Source organism: Leptospira sarikeiensis, assembly GCF_004769615.1.
Lineage (GTDB): Bacteria > Spirochaetota > Leptospiria > Leptospirales > Leptospiraceae > Leptospira_B > Leptospira_B sarikeiensis.
Genome location: NZ_RQGF01000030.1, coordinates 119,942 through 142,110 on the forward strand (window position 1 = coordinate 119,942; position 22,169 = coordinate 142,110).

Here is a 22,169-nt window from a genome sequence, read left to right on the forward strand (position 1 = left end):
ACTTTCATATACTCCCCTGCATCATTTCAAATTACCTCTTTGGATATTCGGATATGTATTAGATGAATCATATAAACAAAGTCCAAAGGTAGTAACAGCCGCCGAGATAGTTAGGAAAACCGGAATCTCGTATAAATCTGCGCTGCTTCTCAAGCGCAGGATCCAACTCTTTGCAAGCGATCAAAGAGAAGCATTCCAAGAACTGCTGTATTCCCAACTCGAACAAGAATACAAAGAATTCCGACTCCCAGAAGAAGACGAAGAAATACAGATTCACGGACGAAAATCCCAAAAGTCAGTTAATTCAAAACTAGCCAAAAACGCGGTCACCCAAGCCAAAGACTTTAAGAAGAAAATCCTGCAAAAAGCGCTTAAACATAAAACGATCACAAACGCGGATACAATGGTCCTCTACTCTGCATCTCAACGAGCAAATAAAGGCCGTAAAAGGCACAGATCTAAGGGTTTAACAGCTTCTATATACATGAGCGATAAACTCGGTGGAAAACAGATCGGAACACTAGTGCATACGATTGCAGCCAGTAACGGAGCACTAATACTCGATTCAGTACCGAATCAAAAGATGAATACTCTGGGGCCGTTATTCAGAAGAAGCATCCCAGACAATACGGCGATCTTCACAGATAGCGGATACCCGTGGCTTTCGGTATATAGAAATCATAGAATGGTGAATCATACAGCTCATTCCAAAGACAAACGACATCGGTGGGCCAGAAACAGATGGAGTAAGGACGGAGTTCATGTTCAATATGCAGAAGGAAATCATAGAGTAATCAAACAAGCATTCTCATCTTACGGGTATATAAAGCCGCAGTATTCACAACTCTATCTAAATGAATTCTGTTTTTACAGGAATCTAAAAGTATTTGGACTCGATGCGCTTGTTGCTAAGTGGCGGGAGAAGATTGGAGTTGTTGAGATAGAAGGAAGTAGTGACTTAGAAACAGCTAAGAAGTCAAAAAATTCTGATTCAGGTGTGAGTAGAGGGATTAGCAGTAAGCATTCTGCTAATCCCTCTACTCACTTTCATTTTCTTGCAGACGTATCAAATCCTGTGCGGATTGTAAAGAATAAATATGAACAAGAAAACAAGGTCTTACAGTTCTTTCATTCTGAAGTTGCAAAAAGAAAATACCAACCTCCCTCTCTCCAAGATCGCAAAACAAAATCCGATTATACAAATGAATCTTATATTAAAGATAATATACATATATTATCTAAACCAAAATATTCGTTATTAAGGAATGCCATCATCGAAAATGATGAATTCTGGAGCAGAACTGAGTTTAAGCACTACAAAAGATACAGTGAGAAGAAATATAATCACTATGCCAAATTGATCTGGGACAATATCTCTAACTCAGTCTTAAGTCCACTTTCCTTAATCCTCTATCAACATAGAATTCCACACTCTTCCGCATATCGGATCATCAGAATCTGGGAAAAGTATGAGATCATAAAACTGTCTGAAGGTAAATTTAAACCGTATATCGACCTCTCCAAAAACTATTTATTAAAAAGAAAATTTACAGAATTGCCTAACTTGCTATATTCCAAGAGTATAATAAAATAGAGGTTAATTAAATCGTGCAGAATGACAAAGAAATAAAGATTTCCGAATTTATCTTCAAAAAACGCGAATTTCAAGCGCTTCGAAAAAAACAAAATGATAAATGTTATGTGACTGGAAGAGATTTAACGTCAGCAAATATTAATGGCTCTCATATAATGCCAATCCGATCAGGAGGCGAACACGAATTTGAAAATCTATGCCTTGTCGTTGAAGAAATACGAGAAATAAAACGAAAAATGACTGATGAAGAATTGGTAAGAATATCTGCAGACATTATAAAAACTTTAGGAAAGAAATATGGCTACTCGATTAAAACAAATTTCAAGTAGGATTTCTAAATCTAAAATTAAAAATTTTGAAAATTTTGCAAGGCGCGAGATTCATAGAAGTTCCCAGAGAGAACAGAGTGAGAAAGAAAACAAATTTTACTCTTGGGGAATGGCATTGGAAAAAATACAAAAGGACTATTATAAAGCTGCTCGCTATTTGAGAAGATTTCAACAAATAATAAATCCTTGGAGGGAAGCAGAAGACCAAGTAATGGATTATTTCTATAATCTATGGTATAAACTTACCCATCCTTGGGAAGAAAAAGAGAAACTCATCATAGAAGAAATAAACTCTCCGAAATTTAAGGCCGGTGAAATTGAAGATCTCAATGAATTTAAAATCGTCTACTACCAAACTTGGCGGTATTTCAATGACTCTTTTACGAAAACAATAAAGATAGAAAGAAATAAATCCGAAGCGCCGGACGGCCCTTTTAACAGGGTAAAAAAACAAATTAAATCAGAACTCTCAGATACAGATGTTTTAGAAGGTGAATGGTTCATTGCGTTTACACGAGTTCGGAGAAGATACTCACTGAAATCTTCCCAGCCGTGGAAATTAGCGGAAGGAAGAATAAGAGATCAATTAAAGACGGATTTAAAACAAAGGGATTTATGATTCAAGAAAATTCTGAAAATAAGAATTCCGATCCGATAAGGGAAACTGACAGGAAGATATTGTTCCAAGAATCTAATTCTCGCTGTATTATTTGCTTTGAAAAGAATATTAAAGTCTTGGAGATACATCATATAATCTTTAGAAAAAATGGTGGAAGCAATGAGTTGGAAAACCTATGCGTACTTTGCCGAAATTGTCACGCTAAAGCCCACAAAGGGGATATTTCGATTGAAGAAGTATTTTATGCAAAAATTCGATGCCTATATAAGTTAGAGACCGCGGAGAAATTACTTAAATCTACAAGCACTATAGTAAACAGAATAGTTTTGACTTCCGAAAAAGGAGGAGTTGGAAGGACGACGCTATCCATTTTACTTTCTTATGAAGCAGCAAAAGAAGGGAAAAAAGTCCTTCTGATTGACGCCGCAGAATTTGGATTTGCATCTATTTCAACCATTAAGGATCCACAATATTTGGAATACTTAAAGAAAACTCATGCTCTTGATCCAAAAGACGGTATCACCGTCGATCAGTATATTTTTGAAACTAATTATACAAGTCTAAAAGTATTACCATTACAGCTTTATTTAAACAGAACACTGTATCAAGCTTCCACACATAGAATGCAGCTCTTAGATGCCCTCAATAAAATTGTTTTGAATTACGATATGGTTTTCATTGATGTTGATCGTACCTATTCTGAAGCAAGAGCATTAAGCTTCTTACTTGCTGACTTTGCTGTTATTCCAATCCAATCCGATAGAGACGGAGTCATGGCATTAAAGAGAACGTTGCGTATTATAGAAATGTTTAACCGAGAAAAGAAACTTTTACCAGAAAAATTCGGACTATCCGAACTTCAAGTTCTTGGCGTGTTACTTAATAAATACAGAATAAAAACAAACTGGGAAAGGCAACGTGCCTTTTACTTTCAAAAGGAATTTCCTAAGTTTTTGTTGAAGACTTATTTCTGTGAAGACACGAAATACCCCCCATTCCGAAACGATTATTCAATTATTCCTAAACCCGATTCAGTCATGGCCTTTCAGATTACTCAGCTTTACAGAGAACTGAAGGATAATATTGAACTTTCAAGAAAGGAAAACTGAAAGGATAAATGGGATTTTTCGCTTTTAGTAAGATTTGTATTTATATAATTTCTTAAGATAACATCCTTTTTCGTAGATTATAAAATATCTAAATTCTCTGTTTATTGTTTTGATCGTTTGTCTATCTGACGAGCGATAAGCTCAGTTACATATTCAACCATATTAATACCCCAGACTTCTCGGTTCCTAATTGCTCAGGAGTTACATCTGCTGATGGCCAAAGTGGATTTACAATTAAGCCGGACCATAGGCGCTTTTTAAACTTTTCAAGTTCATACCAAAATGGGCTACGAAGTGAACTATCAAGAACGCCTTTCAAATAGAAAACAATAGCTGAAGAGAGCAAATCTGCAATTTGAACAGCTGGACATAGCTTAGAATCCACAAATTGAATTCCAGTGGCTTTCAATGGAAATTTTGCCTTTCTCCTATCATACCCAACTAAAATTTCTTGTTCATCAGCATCCATAAAATAAGAAAGCAATTCTTGCTCGTGTTCAATTGGTTTTGATCTATCATGAAGTATATCAAACGGCTGATTCAATAACTCAGACCAGTGGCTAGTAAGATTAACAAAAGCCGGAATTGCCGGATCTATAGATGTTACTCTTGCATTCTTAAATACAGATTTTGCTATTACTGAAGTTTCAAGCAGCATTAACAATTCTGATTTAAAGTCTTCATCAGTGCAAGAGCGATGCATTTTCTTTATAACATTGTAAAAACGATTAATAACAACTGCGTCACGCTTGCGAACGGCCCGCACAAATGAATCAATTAATTCCTCAAAAAGTTCCGAACCGCAAAACACTGGAAGTACAGTATGAAATAAATTGCTCATGGCCTGATTCATTCCCTTTCGATAAATATCAAATCCATTTTGATAAGCCAACTCTTCAACGAGCATGTCTACAATTTTAACAATTGCCATATATTGTTTATGAAAAACTGTGATTGCACAGGTCTTTCTGGAAATATTATTATTGCGAAGCATATTTAAAATGCGCTCTTGACCTTGTCGGTTACGAGCAAAGCGCACAAAATGAAATTCCTCATTCGGCAGTAGTTTAGCCGATTTGCGAATGGATGCAATTTGATACTCGGTCATATGAACTGACGCAAGTGCAAAGACCGGCTGCGAAAGATCGATAAGATTTTGGCCGGTATTTCCTGCTTCGTCGAATGCAACTTGGTTTACAGGAGCATCATTCCTTATCTTCCGTTTAATATATAATAATAGCTCAGAAATTCCCATAAACTAGAAAAGAAATATCTCCTACGCTTCTCTTTTAATAATTTTATAGGTGTTTGTTCGACTATTTAATGCCGGGAATGTGCCTTCAAGAATATCGACGACAGCATCATTTATGATTCGTTCTTCAAGCGATCCACTTGCAAAATTTACTTTATTCCTGTTTGCCTTGTCAATGCTTACGTAAACAATTTGATCTGCATTACAAGCAACTGCAAGATTAGGATTATGAGTTACTATTATAATTTGACGTTTATTCTTTGCTTCATTAATAAATTGAACGAGAATTTTAAAAACACTTTGATTATCTAAATTTTCCTCCGGTTGATCAATGATAAGTGGGCTATCACTTTGGTCCAATGAGAGATAGAAAATTAAAAGCAAAGCTCCTCTTTCTCCTGGAGATAATTCGGAAACATTTTTTTCTCCTAACTTCAGCTTGAATTCAGGTTCCAAATAATCTAAATTAAAAAGATACGAATATAGATCTAAAACGGAATTCCCTTTTTTCAGCTGTCGTTCAACATCTCTCTTTTCATTTTTAAAACCTTCTCTTTGATCAAAGTGTAAATGATCTAGTAGGTCTTTTAAAAAATTTATTAAGCCTTCTCTATTTTCAAGATTATACCTTTCCAAAAGTTGTTTAAGGCGCTCATAGCCTTCTGGACTTCCGATAAAACTCCCTTTCGCATTAAGGCTAATAAATTCAAAAAACTTATCGACGATAGAGTCGTTTTTATAATTAACATCAAGATTAACTTTATAATTCTCTAAAAGATTCCCATAGGTTGAAATAAAATCAGAAACTGGCTTAAACAAGGACTTATATAACGTTAAAGTTTCTTCCTTTTTATGAAAAAGAGCAGAGAGTTTTTCCTCCCTTCGCAATCTTGCGGCCTGCAAATCTTGATCCAGAGTAGTGTCCAAATACAGAATTTGGGCCTGCAAAAACTCTATCGTCCCATCTTTATCTGGGCTCCCTATTAAGTAGGCTTTTCTATCATTCCAAATTTTTAAATCATCAAGAAATTTTTGATACAATTTTGACTGTGCATCAAGTCCCACCTGAAGCGTTTTTATTTCATCGCTTAATAAAATCTTTTTAATAGGCAGTCCTTTCTCGTTAGTTTCATTCAAATTCGTCTGAATTTTTCTTAGAACTTCTTGCTTCTCGTATATTAAAGCCGTTATAATTTCTACCTTCAGGCTTATTGAAACCACATCTTCAGATTTGATGTTGAACTTATCAAGAGCCGAGCCTATCTCAAGCCTCAATCGATCATATTGGCTCTTAAACAAAAGTATTGATTTTTGAATCTTTTCCAGTTGATTTAGCTCAAATAGTAAGTTAGCTTCTTCTTGCTGATTCCTTTGAATTTCATTTTCTATATTATTTAGTAATTCTCTCTTTTCCTTAATCTTTGTCGAAATCTCTTCGTTCTTCTTTTCTATATCCGGATCAGTTGGGGGAAGGACAGATATCGGCTTTAATAAATCATGCGCCTTTATTTCTGCCTCTTTTTCTTTTATTACTTCCAGAATTTTCTTTCTATATTCGTCAGATTGCTTTCTTTCTAAATCGACTATTCCCTTATTGAGATTGAATATATCTTTTTTCAATTCACCCAATTCACCTTCCAGAATTTCCGTTTTGTATTCGATAAGTTCGTTTAAACTTCTTTTACCTAGCCTTTCTGCGTCTGGCAAATGAGAAAAAATAACCTTTCTTAATTCAACTTCAAATTCAGACGCATCTTCATTACTACATAGTTTCTCTATAAACCCTTGTGGTAAATATTTTACCTTTTCATAACTTGTTGAAGCGGGGTCTTGACTTAATCTCTTTGTCTCAACTTGTTCATCTAACCAAATCAAATTGGCTTCATAGTTATCCGCTTTGTTTATAGGTTTTTTTTTGCGAAATTTAGCATCGTTCAGAAATGAGAAGTATTGATAATTAACAGTATTGCCAAGTAGGCCGAGTGAGTCGGCAATAGCACTCTTCCCTCCACCTTTATTTCCAATTATAGCAACCAAAGACGGGTTAAGTTCGAGTTCAAGTTGATCAAACCAACTTTCCGATAATTGTGAATTTTCTATCTTTTTGAAATTTATAGATCGAATGAATTTTGTTTTCTTTTCATCAATTCTCTTCAAAAGAGGAGGTCTATCGCCTACATAAATTCTTGTTTTATCATTAGCGACTAGTTTCAATCCTTCAAAAGTAGGATCTGCTTTTATCCAAGTATTCGAATTTCCTATCCGATCTTTTTCTTCCGAAAAGGAAAATGAATGGGCATCGCTACAATCCAATAGCCAATTCCTAACATTTTTTTGGCGTAAAGCTGTAGTATGTTTTTCATAATCATTAAAATTCTCTAATGAAATAAATGAAAAGTCAGCTTCATTTATTGTAGTTTTTTTAAGTGCGGCAGAAGCGTCCCATCTCATTTTATCCCACTCAGTTTTACCAATGGCTGTCAAATATTGACCTTTCAAATAAGTATTATCTAACTTATCTCTAATAGTCGAATATTCAAAGAAAAGATTAGAAAAACCCACGTGCAGGTCAGTACCCGAAATTACAGATGTGGCTGTTTGTCTAATTCTTTTTCCTAAATCAGTTAATGATTCCCGAGTGGCAACAGCATTAAAGTCAACTCCTTCAATATCCGGAGAAAGTTTTAACATATGTTGAATTGTATTTAAAAATTGAGTTTCAATTACTTCTGCTTTTAATTCGTTCGAAAAAATAACATGTAGATTTACTTTCTTCCAAGCCTCGTCTCCTATCGATGCAAACCTATCAATTCTCAGCTCGACTATGGGAAGTATTAATTCAATTTTCGGTAACCGCCCTTGCTCTTTAAGCCGAATAACTTCCTTATAGCCGTCCAAAAAAATGTAGTCGTTAATACCGATCACTTTAAATTCGGGCGGCAAACTTTCCAAATCAGTTATAAACTTTTCCCATACTTCTGGAGTATCTCCACCATATGATTGAACGATAGACTTTGGAGTATGAATATGCAGATCCCATTTTCTCCATTCAGACCCTCTAGCATAGTTTTTCATTTTTGTAAAATTCCTCTTATTTCAAATTTTTTATTTTTGTTTCAGAAGGAAAACAGCCCGTTGCTGATCGCAATGATAATCTTGGATAAATCCGCCAAATACCTCGCCACTTTCATGAAGTAAATCTTCACCCCCAAGCGATTCTAAGTTCCCAGAAATTTTATCTCCAACCTCTATCGAAATGCCAGATAATACTTCAACGATTGAATATTCTCCGAATTCAGTCTTTACCGCAAGGAATCCGTTTATTTTACTAATGGCTTCTACTATCCCTTTCATTACTCTTCCGAAAATTCTTCATAAGCATCTTCTAACTCTTTACTAATGCGGTGGAATGTTGATTTAATGTTATCGCCAGTAAATTCTTCATATACAATTCCTGAGATATTTGTAAACTTCTCGACTCCCGTTTGCAAGAGAACCAACACATTTTCTCTACCAAGTTTGCCTTGGCAGAAGCCAATTTCGTGAACAACATTTTGTCTTGCTCGTGTTTCGTCATCTGCGGTCATAAGAATAACTGCAAAATCGCAATCTTCAGTTTCTTCTTCTAATTTCTCAATTACCGTCTTTCCCCGATTTATTGCTTCAGCTAGAATAACTGTTCGAAACTCTAATTCATTTTCGATATATCGAGCAACGTCTTTCCATAAATGACTCTTCCCGTGAGATATAAAGACTACAAATTCACCATCATCGTTCATTCAAATTTCCTAAACCGCTCCAGGTTCTGTTAAATAGTCGTTTCAATGTCCGCTTTCATGAACATTTCGGACATTGAAAATGACCTGAAATACGACCATTTCAAGCGTTTTTCTTGACACCGATACATAATCGTCTATTTTTTTGAGTAGTATGGGTGTAGCGGCTAACTTAAAGAAAATTGTAAGTATAGAATCTGTCCGGAAACGTCGAGGACGTGGTTCTGGAGGGCCGCCTCCCCCTCCCATGTTTGGAAAGGGTCTAACGGATGCATCAATGAGAGAGCTTACTCGACGCTTCTCAAAACCTAAGACTGAAGAAGATTACAGAAACCAAGCTATCTTCGCTATTTTGAGCAAAACTGGCCTTAGGGCTAAAGAGCTTATTTCTTTACGATTTTCTAATTTAACAAAAGCTCCTACTGGAGAAACTCTTGTGACTTTCATTCGGAAAGGCGGTCGACTCGGATTCGCTGTTATCCCAGAAGGTTCATTACAAATTGTTAAAAAATACCATTCTACTTTTGAAATTCATTCTGACATGTTCTTCCTATCTCGTCCCAAAAGGAATCAAACTGGTCGGACAGCTCTCACAACTCGAAGTCTTCAAAGAATAGTAAGCTCATGGGATGTAATGACATGCCAAGGGAAAAAAGTTCATCCTCATGCTCTGAGGCACACCGTTGGGCAAAAGATGTTGGATAAGGCAGGCTCTATTGCTGCCCAAAAAGTGCTAGGACATTCTTCTCCAATTACCACTTCAAAATTTTATACTCAACCATACTTCGATGCTAATGAATTCCTAAATTGGTAAGCGTAAACATCAAATTAGATAAGTATTTTAACTATGAGTATACTGAAATATTTCACCCGAACGGATGAGGCCGATTATATCTTATATTCGTTAAAGAATAATAAACACGGTGAACTAGTAAAAAGTATTTTTAAACATTTTAGAACATTTTACATAGGTGACGTCGAGTTAAAAGATAAAGCAAATTTAAATCAAATCACCCCTACTGAGTTTCTCAGAGAGTACATTTTGCCCGATAAAGGAAGTATAATGTCGGGTGACTTTGGCGAGATATGCAGCTTTTTAATAGCCAGTGAAAAATCGAAGAAAGAAAAGAAGCCAGTATATGGCCCATTAAAATGGAGATGGAAAGACAAAAACAAGGCTTCTCTCCACACTGATTGTATTCTATTTTACAGAAAAAATTTTAAAACTGCTTCAACTGAAGATTTCCTAATATCCATTGAATCAAAAATGAAAGCTACCCCATCGAAGAAGAAACATAGAATTCAAGATGCTATCGATGGGGCAGCCGATGATAAACTTTTTCGACTTGCGCTTACTTTAAAGTGGTTGGAAAGAATGTATGCTAAAGAAGGAAACATTAAGGAAAAACTTCGATTGGAACGATTTCAGAATCCGGCCAAATACGGCGGTTACGATATTAGGAACAAAGCATACGCTTTCATTGATGAAAGGTTTTTAAAAGAAGAAGAATCCAAAGCAATAGAAAATAATCACAATATTATTGTAATAGTGTTTTCTATAGAAAAATTAAAAGAAGCGTACGAGCAAACTTTTGAGTCGATCTTTAGGAATGGGACGATATGACGAATACATTGAATGTTTGGATTGCAGAATCGGAGTCATGGCAATCCTTCATAGACTTCCAGCTTCCAGTCACTAAGCAGGCAGAATATACTTTTTTACCTAATATCGATTACTTTTATATTAGCGTAATGAACAACGCTCTAAATATTATAGAAGATGAAATAATTTCAGCGGAAGCGCAAAAGGAATGTTTGGCATTAGCAAAAGCTTTAGAAATCTTCTCTTTAGAAAATAAGCGAGATCATTTCAGCGGTATTAATAGAGAGTTAAATATGCTTTTCACAGCAGGCTTATACTATCTCTCGGACTATCCTTCCTCCTCATGGATACTTTCAAATTTGTATCCTCCGAATATGTATTCGGAAAATATTCAAATTTTTATATCTTGCTTCTTGTCTCGAAAATTAGACAGAAAAAATATTTATTGTAGATATTTAATTGAATACTTGAAGACCGGGGACATTCAACAAATTGAATCATTAATAATGGCATTCAAAAAGAAAGCTGAGTATTATTTCGGAGAAAATATTATTATCTACTTTTCATATTCTCTCGGCCTATCGCTGATGAAGAAATTTAGTAAGAATAATCTGTGGCACGACCTTTTGGTGCAAAACGATAATAAATCATTCTGGAAACCGTTTATTAAGAGAAATATAGATAAGGCGTTTCCTATTTGGACATTCTTTCCTTCACAACGTGAAGCGCTTGATAAGGGGATTCTTACGAACAACACAACAACTCTCCAAATGCCAACTAGCTCTGGAAAAAGCTCTCTGAATGAGCTAATAATCTATAATGAGTGCAAGACTAACTCTGAAGCAAAAATCCTCTATCTCGCTCCTTTTCGCGCGCTTGCATCAGAGTTAAAGAATTCTATTGCAAAAGACTTAAGTAGCCTTGGGATTAAATCAAAAACTATTTATGGAGGGAATTTTCCAACTCCGGACGAACAAAAATCGATATCAGAAGTTAACTTACTAATAGCAACACCTGAAAAGTTTTTAGTATTCGAAAATTCCATTCCTGAGTCCCTTAAAGAATTCTCGCTTGTTATATGTGATGAAGGACACCTTCTTGAAGATAGGCAGCGTGGACTAAGCTATGAACTTCTCTTAACAAGGCTGAAATCCAGAAAGCAATCTTCGATTCGCTTTGTTTTCATTTCTGCAATCGTTCCAAATCTGGGAATTATTAACACTTGGTTGGGTGGAGTTGAGAATTCTAGTATTCACTCAGATTACCGCCCAACTCATCTGGATTTTGCATTTCTCGAAGAAATGAGAGGAAAAAAGCGCGGTTACTACTTGGATGTAAATCCAACTTTAAAGTACCCACAGCGATATAAATTATATAAGTATTTGTTTGATGAAGAGCTGGTTTTAACTCAGCCCGGCAAAAAAAAGAAAATAGATACTAACGCGGGACGATCAGTGGCAGTGTCATTAAAAGCGATTAAATCGGGGAATGTCGCTTTATTTGCTCCACATAAAAGGGGTAATATCGGAGTTGAGTATTTAGTTAAGGAAGCCCTATCGCAATTGTCCTACTATGAAGAGAATCCATTAATAAAATTTGCATCGGAAGAGTTTCTAAACAATTTAGTATCTTATTTTTCCAAAATTTTTGGAAAAGAATACTTGTTAACAAAATCTATAGCTCAAGGATTCCTTTTTCATCACGGAGACTTCCCCCAAGGAATAAGGGAAATCATTGAAGATTCACTACGCAATGGTTATATAAGATTGGTAATTTGTACCAACACTTTGGCTGAAGGTGTAAATTTGCCGATTAAAACCATGGTGCTTCATTCTATCGACAGATTTAATCCGAAACTACCTACCAAATACGAACCGATTCAGTTACGAGATTTAAAGAATCTCATTGGTCGCGCTGGGAAAGAAACAAAGGGGTTAATTATTATTCCCAACAAGAAAGATTTCGAAAGAATTAAACTATTAATAAAAGATAATAATTATGAGCCAATCAAAGGCGCTCTTTATAATCTTGTGAAAGAACTAACTGATATAATAGTTAAAGAGCGAATATTGTTATCCGATGAAACTATAGAGGAGGCCGATGAATCTATTCAGAAGTTAATTGATTCTATAGATTTATCAATTGTAGATTTACTTTCTGAAGAGTTTGATATTACTGATTTCGAAAAATTAATTAAAGATCTCTTAGTTGCTACCCTTTCGTATACGCAGCTAAATACGGAGGAGAAAAATACTTTAAATTCCTTATTCGAGATCAGAGGCGAGAAAATTAAATCTCTAATCCAAAATGGAAACTTTAAGTATCTAAAAAAGTCCGGGGCTACGTATAGACTATTCATTGAGATAAACGACAAAATTGACTTTCAAGATGAAATCTGGCAAAAGCAATTAGACCCTTTAGATACCGACTGGCTTTCTTATATACTCGATACAGTTCTCTTTAATCTGGATCAATATGAAACTGAATTAGAAGAATTCTTGGAAAATAATAAAAAGTTGCAATTATGCAATGATGATATTAAAGAAGTCATCAAAATGTGGATCAAAGGAAACTGGTATTCCGAAATTTCAGCAGGACTTAAAATAGAAGTTTATCAATCTTTGCGATTAATAAATTCTTTTCTTTCATTCAATGTTCACAGAATGATATCAACGATTATAAAAATTGCTGAAATTCGTATCGAAGACAATCTACTTCCAAATTCTATTTTAGTTTGGCCGTCTCTTCTTCAGTTTGGTTTGTCAAACGAATTGCAATTAGACATTTTAAATATGGGATTAATTGATCGAGAGGCTGTTTTAGGTCTTTCTAGCGCGCTATATGGAGCAGGATATCGTCATAGCGATTACGAATCATTAAGGGAATACTTAGTAGCCAATGGTAATCAATTAATATCGCAAATGGATAGTAATATACCTAATATATCATTGGAAAAAATTAATTCGTTTATAAGCGTCTTACAAAATAGATTTCTGCTTTAGATTGTAATGTCGTAAAGGAGACGAAATAAATCATAGTGTTTTCAAAAGAGCTATGAAAGTTCCCAGCGCTCGGATTTCAAGAAGGAAGAATAATATAAATAATTTTCTTAAATTCTGCCTGCTTCCTTTGTCGGAAGAAATTCATTCGTGGCGGATCGAATTAATCCAACAAAGTAATCTTGAGAAAGGTGCATCTAAGTGAAAAATCAATTACAACTCATATAGGTTTCTTTTTAGGGCCGTACCACAGATCTTTGTATTCTTTGTATTGATTGGAATCAATCTTCTCCCATCGTTGATTTGCTTTTTCAGATGTATTGATATAATATAAAGAATAAAAGCAATTAACTGCAGAGAATACTGGGATAAAAAGACAAAAATATAAAATTACTTTATTTAGCTTCATTGTAATATCTCGACTCCCCTAATAGCTCAACCACTGAGTATACAAATTTTTTCGAATAATCTTGCATGGCTAATTCAAATCCCCCTTCACTAAATAATTCTACTATTAGTGAATATTGTTCTCCAACTGATTTGATGTTCTTTTTGTAAATACCTTCCCCCGGAATAGTAACGATTACGTCGGTATCAATAACGCCGAAATATGAAATGGCAAAAAGGCCCATTTCCGGTTCAGTAAAAAATACATTAAGAAAAATTTCAATTTTAGGGGTTCTATCGTTTTCATATTTGTCTTCGATAGAAAGACCAGCATTGGTAAGCTCGGAAACTATTATTTCTTTCAGAATTAAAGTAGGTGGTTTCTTTGTATATACATTCGCTGTTACTCCTCCTAAGCTAATCTTTTTTACCCCTTGGCTAACAAACTTTGTATTATCTTTCAGACCATTTATCTGGACTGCAATTTTCTTCGTTAGCTTTCTATCCATATAAGGACGTGTATAAATTGGGTCAATTTTCGTATCAAAAAAGACGCAGTTAAAGAGAAACAAAATTGCACACAGGTGAGCTAACAGCAAATAAGATTTCTTTATCATAATTACCTTTTATATAAAATTAAACAGTTACCAAGGCTCTGCAGAATCATAGTTGTGAGTTTACGGCATTCCCGAGATAGTAAAAATATCAAAGTGGAGTATTTTTTTTATTCTCTAAAAGTTCGTGATATAGATCAGACGTCACAGATTTTGCAAAATGACGGAGAACATTATTCTCTTCAGAAAAAGGAAACTTAAAGGGCATAACAAAAATCAAAAGTATCTGTTGATAATATTCCTGACCGGCCCTAAATGAGGACCTCTTAATTATATTTCCATTTCGATCGAAAAGCTGATAGTCTATTTGATAATTTTTTTCCGACATTCCTGGTATTATTAATAGAGTGATTGCCGATAAAAAATTCAGGCCAAAGTTAGTATTACTTTCTGTTTTATGCTTTATTATTAATTTATAATCGAAGTCATCTCCATCTGTCTGAAAAGTTAAAAAATCTAATTTGTCAAACTCGGCCTTCAAATTTCTTGTACTTTTTTCACTATATCCTTTTTGAAATTGTGCCTCGAGAGGATTTCCGTTAATTAAATAACTCCACTCACATACAAACATGACCTTCTTCTTTAGATGCATTTCAACATTTGCTGGGTTTTGAAATGTAGTCATCGGTGAATTCAGTGATGTTGAAAGAATACAACCAACAGATCCTATAATAGAAAAAAGAATTAAAGCTATTAATTTCATTATAGATCCTATAGACTCATTGGATTTAGAATGAACATTCATGATTTTTATTTCCTTTATAAATAGCGCAAGTCGCCAAGAATCCACCTGCAGTCTTTAGATAAAAGTCTAAAGTCGGAGCCACCAAAATTTTCATTTGAACTTCTCTAATATATACAACGTTTCGCATATTTGCATACTCAGATTCCATAGCTGGGCCTCCCATCGCTATAGATTCGTAAGCAGGGCGACCGGTCTGTTCTGATTCGATATACAGCCTTGTGACTTTTCTCTCCGAGGCAGCCCAAATCGAGCCAACCAATCCTCCCATGTCCGCAGCACTTGCACCTATGTCCTTCATCGCAACGCCAGCATCCTTATCGTAGTATATATTATTAGGGGAAGACGTTGACAACGCTCCTAAGGCTTCCGCAAGATTTGCTCCTAATAGTGTCAATTCAAGACCAATTACTACATCAGCCACAAATCCAAAAACTGAGGCTAAAAGAGTAGCACCTTCTCCTACACCCATTGCTGAAGTAAATGAAGCTTCAATAGCTCCGCCAGCCTCAGGTCCAATAAAATATGCGGCAGCAACACTAACTGCAAACACAATCCCCGCTACTATTAATTCCTGTGTACTCATATGTTGGATCGGGTCGGTGACTTGCCTATCGAACCAACTTCCTTCTTTCGAATTTCTTCCTCCTTGGATAGGAGTTCCCATTACTGCATCTCCATTCCCAACGAAGGAAGTAAGGAATCGATCTCCAAAATCACTATATCTTTGACTACTTACGTAGAATGCTCTTTGCAAGAATCCACTTAAATTAATACTAAAATTCAAGAAACCTAATCCATTTCTGCTGAATAAACTACTTACCCAACTATGACCACTAGGATCCACATTACTTGTTGGATTTCCTTCGGTATACATATATACATCCATCCCATCTGGATTACCTGCATCTAATCGATCGTCGGCCTGCAAAAATCTTCCTATTATAGGATCGTAATATCTTGCTTTATAATAATACAGACCAGTTTCTTTATCTTCTTCCTGACCTGTATATTTATATCTAAAGATATCCGGACCAAATGAATCTGATCGATCAATCTCTCCATATGGATCATAACTTATGTGAGATGCTCCTGCTTCTGTTCCGCCAGTGATCCTATTTCCACTTCCATCCGTAGCCATTGTAATTGATCCTAAATGATCGGGATGTAAGAACAAGAACCCATCAACCGGGAATACAGCGCCTGATCCTGTGCTCACACTCGGTGTGTTGGAATCTATGAGTAAAACTTCCTCCCAAGGTGGATTGCCGTTTCCTCCTGGAATCAATATTGAACAATTAGATAAAGATAATATTAAAAGCGGTGCTGAAAACTTTAGCACCGAATTCCATATTCCTTCTCTTAAATGAAGGACTCCAAAACAGAAGGCGAAAAATAAGAAGACCAATGCAAGTGTTACCATTGATTCCCTCGCAAAAAGGAAGTATTTGGCACTTTTAATCGATAGATCTGTAATATTCCAAGCCAGCGTATTGAGCGCTACTTGCCCCGTTGTCAGGAATGAGGACGGAAGCGTAACGCTACTTATTAAATCTGCATCCACCCTTGTCCACTGACCAACTAGATCGCCATGTTCTCCCTTAAAATATAGAGTATGCTTTGGATCTTTTCCTAAAACGAATACTACTTCGTATAGTCCACCTAGTGAGATCGTTTTGGTTCCATCATTTAAAGATGTCTTGCGTATTCTTGTTCCTGTGAAATCATAATCGAAGTTAATGGTTCCCTGATCTGTGGTTTCTATTCTTTTCAATTTTTGGAATGGATCATATGCTAAACTTAGTCCATTCCGATTAACCATATTCCCAGATGCATCATACGAGTAGGTATAAGTCGTAGCATTCTCTGCAACTTGCGTTACTGCATTTGTATGAGAAGAATCTCCATAGGAATATGTTAAATTTCCTTTCTTTAGCAGTTTCCCTGCATTAGAATATTGGTAAGTTTCTGTTCCATATACTCCCGTTGCTGATGTCAGTCGATTTAGATCATCATAGCTAAATGTCTGGCTTCGGACTGGATTCACAATATCTTGGATTTGAGTATAGTTTCCTTTGTCATCATACCCGTAAGTCTTGGATTCGTAAGTGGAAGAATCTTTCACCGTCTGCAGACCCAGCGTTCTTTTTTGAACCGGATCGTAGTCGATGTTTGTGATTACTCCGTTTCCAAGAATTCTTTGGATGTTTAAATTGCCATTTTCAAAATTCGCCGAGTATTGAACGACTGAGAAATCTGATCCGCTTCCATCCGCTGGCGTGAGTTTGATCCCTAATAAGTATCCAGCTTCTGAATAGACGTTCTTAGCGATGCTTCCATCCGGATACGTGATCTCCTCGATTTGGTTTTGAAGATTGTATTTCTTTTGGATTAGGAACGTTAAATCTTCATCTATTAAATGTTTTTGAAATGCGGTTATATTCCCTCGAATATCGTATCCGAATTCTGTCGTTCCATGTTGGTCCGTAACTTTTGTCAGTCTTCCTATCCCGTTTGTTGCATTTGTTGAATCGTACTCATAGGTATGACCGATCGTTTCTCCTTGAAATCCGATTCCTTGCACAAACGTTGGTCGCCCTAACACATCGTAACTATATTGGATCTTCGATCCATTTGCATACGTTTGAGAAGAAACATTACCTGTAGTTGCATCGTATGTAGTAGTGATCGTTCCCGAATTAGGATTGGTTACGCTTGTTTGTCTCCCGGTAAGATCTGTTGCGATGGTAGTAACTCCATTTTCTGGATCTATGATCTGTGAAGCCTTTCCATTTGCTCCATATTGGAACTGAATCGTTTTTCCCTGTCTTGTTCTGGAAACTACTTTGCCATATGAATTCATGATTTCCACAAGTTGATCGATTTGATTTCCATTTTTGGAAGTGGTAATTGTAGTAGAAAGGCCATCCAACTCAATTTGGGTAGAAGTTCCGTCATTCTTCTGAGAAGTAGTTAAATTCCCTTCTGTATTATAGGTGTAAGTAGTCCAAGTGAACGGATTTGATCCTTCGATATATGGATCGATTTTCTTGATCGTCTGTCCTTCTTGGTTTTGATACGCTTCTTCCACCAATACTGAACTATCTACTAAACTACTTCTCTTCTTAGAGATTTTCGTAAGCACGTTCGAAGTCTCTTCTTGCCAAGATATTCCATTTGTTCTTTTGAATATTTTTCGAATGAGTTGGCTTTCCAGATCTCCTGTGTTTTCATACTCAATCTTTTCCGACCAATCCGTTTCTCCAGGAAGATAACTTGCAATAGGTCTTCCAAATTTATCATAATCTGTTTTGGAAGTTCCGCCATTCCCGTTTGTAGATGTTAAAAGCAATCCGGTTGTATAATCATTTGTTCTTTGGATCACATGCCCGAGTGAGTTTGTAATCTTTACAGGGAACTTATAGGTTATCAAATCATACTCGATCGTATTTACATTCCCATTGGCATCTTTCGTCACAGAAGGATTTCCATATGAGTCGTAGGATTGTATGGAATTCGTCTTCCATACCCCGTTAGAAACCAAATCTTGGATTTGAGAAACCTGGAAATTGGAATAACTAATTTTCTTATCTGAAACTAGTTGTCCGTTACTCGTAATTTGTAATTCGGTAGGCTGACCTATAAATCCTGAAGTCCAATTATTCTGATACGTGGTCGATTGAACGACTATATTCCCATTTATATTAATCGTCTTAGAGGTTTCATTCCCATAAGTATCGTAAGAATGTGAAGATGAAGTTGTAAAGAGAGCCTGTCCTCCTTGATACTTCGTTTGAGTATCAGAGGTTTGCTGTATTAAGATGCCGCCTAAAGCAGATGTTGTCTTTGCATAGGAACTAGTGGATTCGCTTAGTTTGATCCCGTTCTTAGATTTTATCTGAGAGGTAGGAATTCCTACCATTTCTATAAAACTCGGATCGTAATTCGTGACTACAGATTCATTCGAGATCTCATCCAAATTCGTAATTTGCTGAAAGCCCGCATAAGAAGAATTTCTAAATCCATTCAGATAAAACCTTCCATTTGAATACTTGTAACTATCTGAACTTAAAGTAGAGCTTCCTGCTTTTTGGGTCAGTCTTGTTACAAGATAATCCGCGCCTGTAAACGGAAGAAATTGCGGTTTGGAAGAATCATAAAGACTCGGTTGGATTGCTCCAGTATGGTTCTTAGCCAATTGGTATTCAAGCCCAAGAGCCAAGTCCCCGGCTGAAGAACTAGACCCATTCTGTATCGTCGTTAAAAGCCCACTTGGTAAAGCTTGGTCAAATCGAATATAATGAAGCTGAACGCTTGATTCATAAGGAAAAGATCTTACAACATTCGTCAGAACTCCTGGAATACTACTTTGTTTTGTAGTGACCAAATTGACTTGGCTTGCGTTCATCCCGACCATTTCCGGCTTGCCATCGCCGTTAGCATCTATAGACAATAAATAACCACCAGTAGACCAAGTATCGTCACCGCTTGCAGAATATGTAATGTATCCATTGGAATCCAACGTCGCATAAGAAACATATAAAGTAGAAGAAGAAGCATCGTATCTAACGAAGTCCGACTTCCCATCTGAATTTAAATCGATAAAGTCCTTGGGGTTTCTCCAATTAAAATATCCCATAGTTGAGGAATTGCTGGAGTTGGAAGATGTAGCTATATACGAATTGAGATCGATTGGGACTTCAGAGTAAGATCCATTAGTGATCGTACTTTGAAATTTAGTCACTGTATCCGTTATCGTGGCTCCGTTTGCGTCCGTTTGTTGAGTAACTGTAGAGTCTGCTCGTAGAATATCTACAACTCCATCTCCGTTTAGATCAGTGGATACATCTTGATTCCAGGGGACCTTAACAGCAGTTAGATACTTCGCCTGAGTAGTATCGTAAATCTGAACATTAAAGAACGGACTAGAAGCATTCGAGTTATTATAAGAAACCTGATCTTTAATTCCATCACCGGAAAGATCAACGTTTACGTACGTGACGGTCGCTGCTCCCGAAACCTGTCTAGCATAAGCTTTGTTTACATTGATCGTTTGGAGAGGACTTGCTCCGTTCGTCAAAAAACTTCTGCCAGTAAACGGATAATAAGAAACAGTTCCCTGGCTACCGGTCATAGCGAAGAAAGCAAAGTCTGGATAACCATCTCCGTTTATGTCTGAGATAAATTGATCGCCTTGCTTTCCAAAATCAGTGCGAGATACTTTTGTAGTTTCAGAAGCCTGCAAGGTTCCGTTCTGAAAATCTAAAAAAGTAACTATAAAATCTTTGGAAGTAGTCCCGTTGATTCGCACGAAATCCGGAACTCCATTTCTATCGAAATCTACCATCTGCTGGAATTCTGTTCCGAAATTAGTGATAGCTAAAGTCTGTAATAATTGGAAACCAGATCCGGTTGAAGTATAGATTACTAAATTATTACTCGAATTGGCTTGGATATAGTCCGTCTTTCCGTCCCCATTAATATCTGCTACAAATTGCTTTGTAACAGTAGAATTCGCATTTAAGCCGGCAACCGTTACTACAGAATACTTCATCGAACTGAAATCAGGACCATAATATACTTTTAACGGATCTCCGTTGTCCGTTAAAACGAGAAAGTCAGACTTTCCATCTCCATTATAATCCCCCGGCAAGATTCTCCCTTTAACAGTGATACCGATATGACTTCCTACCAATGTATTTGAAGAAGTTAATGAGTTTCCGGTTGCTGTTTCCCAATCTGATAATGGAGTTACTGAGAATTTCTGGTTCGTCATCGTACCGTTTACACGGACGATCTCTGGAACTCCGTCACCATTAGTGTCTGCAGGAGTTACGAAGGACGTGGTCACACCATTCGCACACATATCTTGATAATTCATAATCCCAGATCCGCAAATAGCCTGAGCTAGTCCACCAGATGCAATCAGGCAGGCATAATTCGCCGTACATAAACAAGCGGTCTGGGTCGCTGCACAATCTGATTGTATATCAGGGTCTTCGGCTTTGTAAGAAAGATCAAAGTTCTTACTACTGGAGCTTAAAATGCTGCTTTGATTTGTTCTTTCTGTATAATTGAAAACGAGAGGTTTATAATTTTCTCTCTCAAAAGAAATAAGTAAAGGACCTATTTCACTGGATGAATCGTAAGTAAAGTCGTATGTATCTGTGAGTTGTTCTGAGCCGCCGGAATCGTTCGCATAGACTTGAATTTTGCTTAAAACTTTTTTTCGAAGAGAATTATTTGTTAGAAAAAAGATCTGCTCTTTCCAACTATTAGAACGATTCGAATAAGTAAATGTAATCCGAGCATTTCCTCTAGCATACTTAATCTCTTGCGGAAGAGGCTCATCCGAATTTAAAGTATCTGAAGTATACGTAATATCATAACCGTTACCGAATGTATCTCGAACCCTATCTATATAAAAAGCAACTGGACCAGAATCCCCTTGAATAATAGAATTATAACCGCTTGCATTATTTCTTCCATATTCATAGATCACACCGGAAGGATTTCTAAGACTCCAAGCAGTTCCGTCAAAAGTGGCCTTATAAAATGATTCTATTTTAGTTCTATAAACTCCACCGGTCCCAGTAGAAATCAGATCTCCTAAAAGATTCGAACTGTATCCGTCGGAAGAGCCAAAATGAACTCCTAAGTTTGGATTTTTAGATATTCTAGGAAAACCACTTAGATTCCAACCCTTACCAAGAATAGACTGGCCGGCTCCAGATGTATAATTTATTGCGATCTCTGGTACAATATCGCCTGCTCCAGGAGGAACTTGTATATTCAATGAAAAAGCAGGTTTCCCACTAATTCCGACTTGGACGTTCGGCAAAGGAAGAGGAATACTTGTTTCACCGCCTGTGAATACGGAAGCGAAATAATTCAAAATAGGTTTTAAAGGATTCCAAGCAATTAGGAAGAAAGCTGATGTAGCTACGATGAAAGCGATTGAAACTCTATTATTTGGTCGCATATTTATCTCTCAAGAAACATAAACCAATTGCGTAAGGCTCTTCTTAATAAGCGACTTACGTTACTGGTTTGCATAATCTAATACCTAAGTCCGAGGCAAATATGTCAAAAAAATTTATAGATATGGAATAAATTTAATGACTGAAGCATTTACTACAGATTTA

At 36.3% G+C, this 22,169-nt stretch carries 14 protein-coding genes; 7 read left to right on the forward strand and 7 right to left on the reverse strand.

Annotated features, from left to right (window positions below):
• The first annotated feature begins 484 nt into the window (after positions 1-484).
• From EHQ64_RS20415 to EHQ64_RS15540, 4 genes are read left to right on the forward strand one after another with little or no spacing between them, the layout of a single operon-like run.
• Positions 485-1,594: a transposase gene (locus EHQ64_RS20415; RefSeq protein ID WP_246048798.1), complete on the forward strand. Its 1,110-nt coding sequence runs from the start codon at positions 485-487 to the stop codon at positions 1,592-1,594.
• Positions 1,595-1,608: 14 nt separating this feature from the next.
• Positions 1,609-1,923, forward strand: coding sequence for an HNH endonuclease (locus tag EHQ64_RS15535; protein WP_135650719.1), 315 nt, complete (start codon positions 1,609-1,611; stop codon positions 1,921-1,923).
• Positions 1,892-2,542 (forward strand): hypothetical protein, encoded by a 651-nt coding sequence (locus EHQ64_RS20260; RefSeq protein WP_167882419.1) that lies wholly within the window; start codon positions 1,892-1,894, stop codon positions 2,540-2,542. Before EHQ64_RS15535 ends, EHQ64_RS20260 begins: the two co-directional genes overlap by 32 nt.
• Positions 2,539-3,651 carry an AAA family ATPase gene (locus EHQ64_RS15540; RefSeq protein WP_167882420.1) on the forward strand — a complete coding sequence of 371 codons (1,113 nt, stop codon included), beginning with the start codon at positions 2,539-2,541 and terminating at the stop codon, positions 3,649-3,651. The genes EHQ64_RS20260 and EHQ64_RS15540 overlap by 4 nt, the downstream gene beginning before the upstream one ends.
• A 145-nt stretch (positions 3,652-3,796) precedes the next feature.
• Here the strand turns inward: EHQ64_RS15540 and EHQ64_RS15545 are convergent, their stop codons facing one another.
• The 4 genes from EHQ64_RS15545 to EHQ64_RS15560 are packed head-to-tail and all read right to left on the reverse strand — an operon-like array spanning position 3,797 to position 8,682.
• Positions 3,797-4,906 (reverse strand): DUF3800 domain-containing protein, encoded by a 1,110-nt coding sequence (locus EHQ64_RS15545; RefSeq protein ID WP_135650721.1) that lies wholly within the window; start codon positions 4,904-4,906, stop codon positions 3,797-3,799.
• 21 nt (positions 4,907-4,927) lie between these two features.
• Positions 4,928-7,978 (reverse strand): TrlF family AAA-like ATPase, encoded by a 3,051-nt coding sequence (locus EHQ64_RS15550; RefSeq protein WP_135650722.1) that lies wholly within the window; start codon positions 7,976-7,978, stop codon positions 4,928-4,930.
• Between the two features lie 30 nt (positions 7,979-8,008).
• A complete protein-coding gene (locus EHQ64_RS15555) occupies positions 8,009-8,257 on the reverse strand; it encodes a hypothetical protein (RefSeq protein ID WP_135650723.1) in 249 nt (82 codons plus the stop codon).
• Positions 8,257-8,682: a TIR domain-containing protein gene (locus EHQ64_RS15560; protein ID WP_135650724.1), complete on the reverse strand. Its 426-nt coding sequence runs from the start codon at positions 8,680-8,682 to the stop codon at positions 8,257-8,259. Before EHQ64_RS15560 ends, EHQ64_RS15555 begins: the two co-directional genes overlap by 1 nt.
• A gap of 151 nt (positions 8,683-8,833) precedes the next feature.
• On the opposite strand from EHQ64_RS15560, the gene EHQ64_RS15565 reads away from it, so the two are divergent.
• From EHQ64_RS15565 to EHQ64_RS15575, 3 genes are read left to right on the forward strand one after another with little or no spacing between them, the layout of a single operon-like run.
• Positions 8,834-9,493, forward strand: a complete 660-nt coding sequence (locus EHQ64_RS15565) for a tyrosine-type recombinase/integrase (RefSeq protein WP_135650725.1) — start codon at positions 8,834-8,836, stop codon at positions 9,491-9,493.
• 33 nt (positions 9,494-9,526) lie between these two features.
• Positions 9,527-10,303 (forward strand): Hachiman antiphage defense system protein HamA, encoded by a 777-nt coding sequence (locus tag EHQ64_RS15570; RefSeq protein ID WP_135650726.1) that lies wholly within the window; start codon positions 9,527-9,529, stop codon positions 10,301-10,303.
• The gene (locus tag EHQ64_RS15575; protein WP_135650727.1) at positions 10,300-13,284 is read left to right on the forward strand and encodes a DEAD/DEAH box helicase; all 2,985 of its coding nucleotides are present in this window, start codon (positions 10,300-10,302) and stop codon (positions 13,282-13,284) included. The genes EHQ64_RS15570 and EHQ64_RS15575 overlap by 4 nt, the downstream gene beginning before the upstream one ends.
• Positions 13,285-13,676: 392 nt before the next feature.
• On the opposite strand, the gene EHQ64_RS15580 is transcribed toward EHQ64_RS15575, so the two are convergent.
• From EHQ64_RS15580 to EHQ64_RS15590, 3 genes are all read right to left on the reverse strand, one after another.
• The gene (locus EHQ64_RS15580) at positions 13,677-14,285 is read right to left on the reverse strand and encodes a hypothetical protein (RefSeq protein ID WP_135650728.1); all 609 of its coding nucleotides are present in this window, start codon (positions 14,283-14,285) and stop codon (positions 13,677-13,679) included.
• A gap of 88 nt (positions 14,286-14,373) precedes the next feature.
• Entirely contained in the window at positions 14,374-14,985 is a 612-nt protein-coding gene (locus EHQ64_RS15585; RefSeq protein WP_135650729.1) for a hypothetical protein, read from the reverse strand.
• A 25-nt stretch (positions 14,986-15,010) separates the two neighbouring features.
• Positions 15,011-22,006: an RHS repeat-associated core domain-containing protein gene (locus tag EHQ64_RS15590; protein ID WP_135650730.1), complete on the reverse strand. Its 6,996-nt coding sequence runs from the start codon at positions 22,004-22,006 to the stop codon at positions 15,011-15,013.
• Positions 22,007-22,169: the final 163 nt, after the last annotated feature.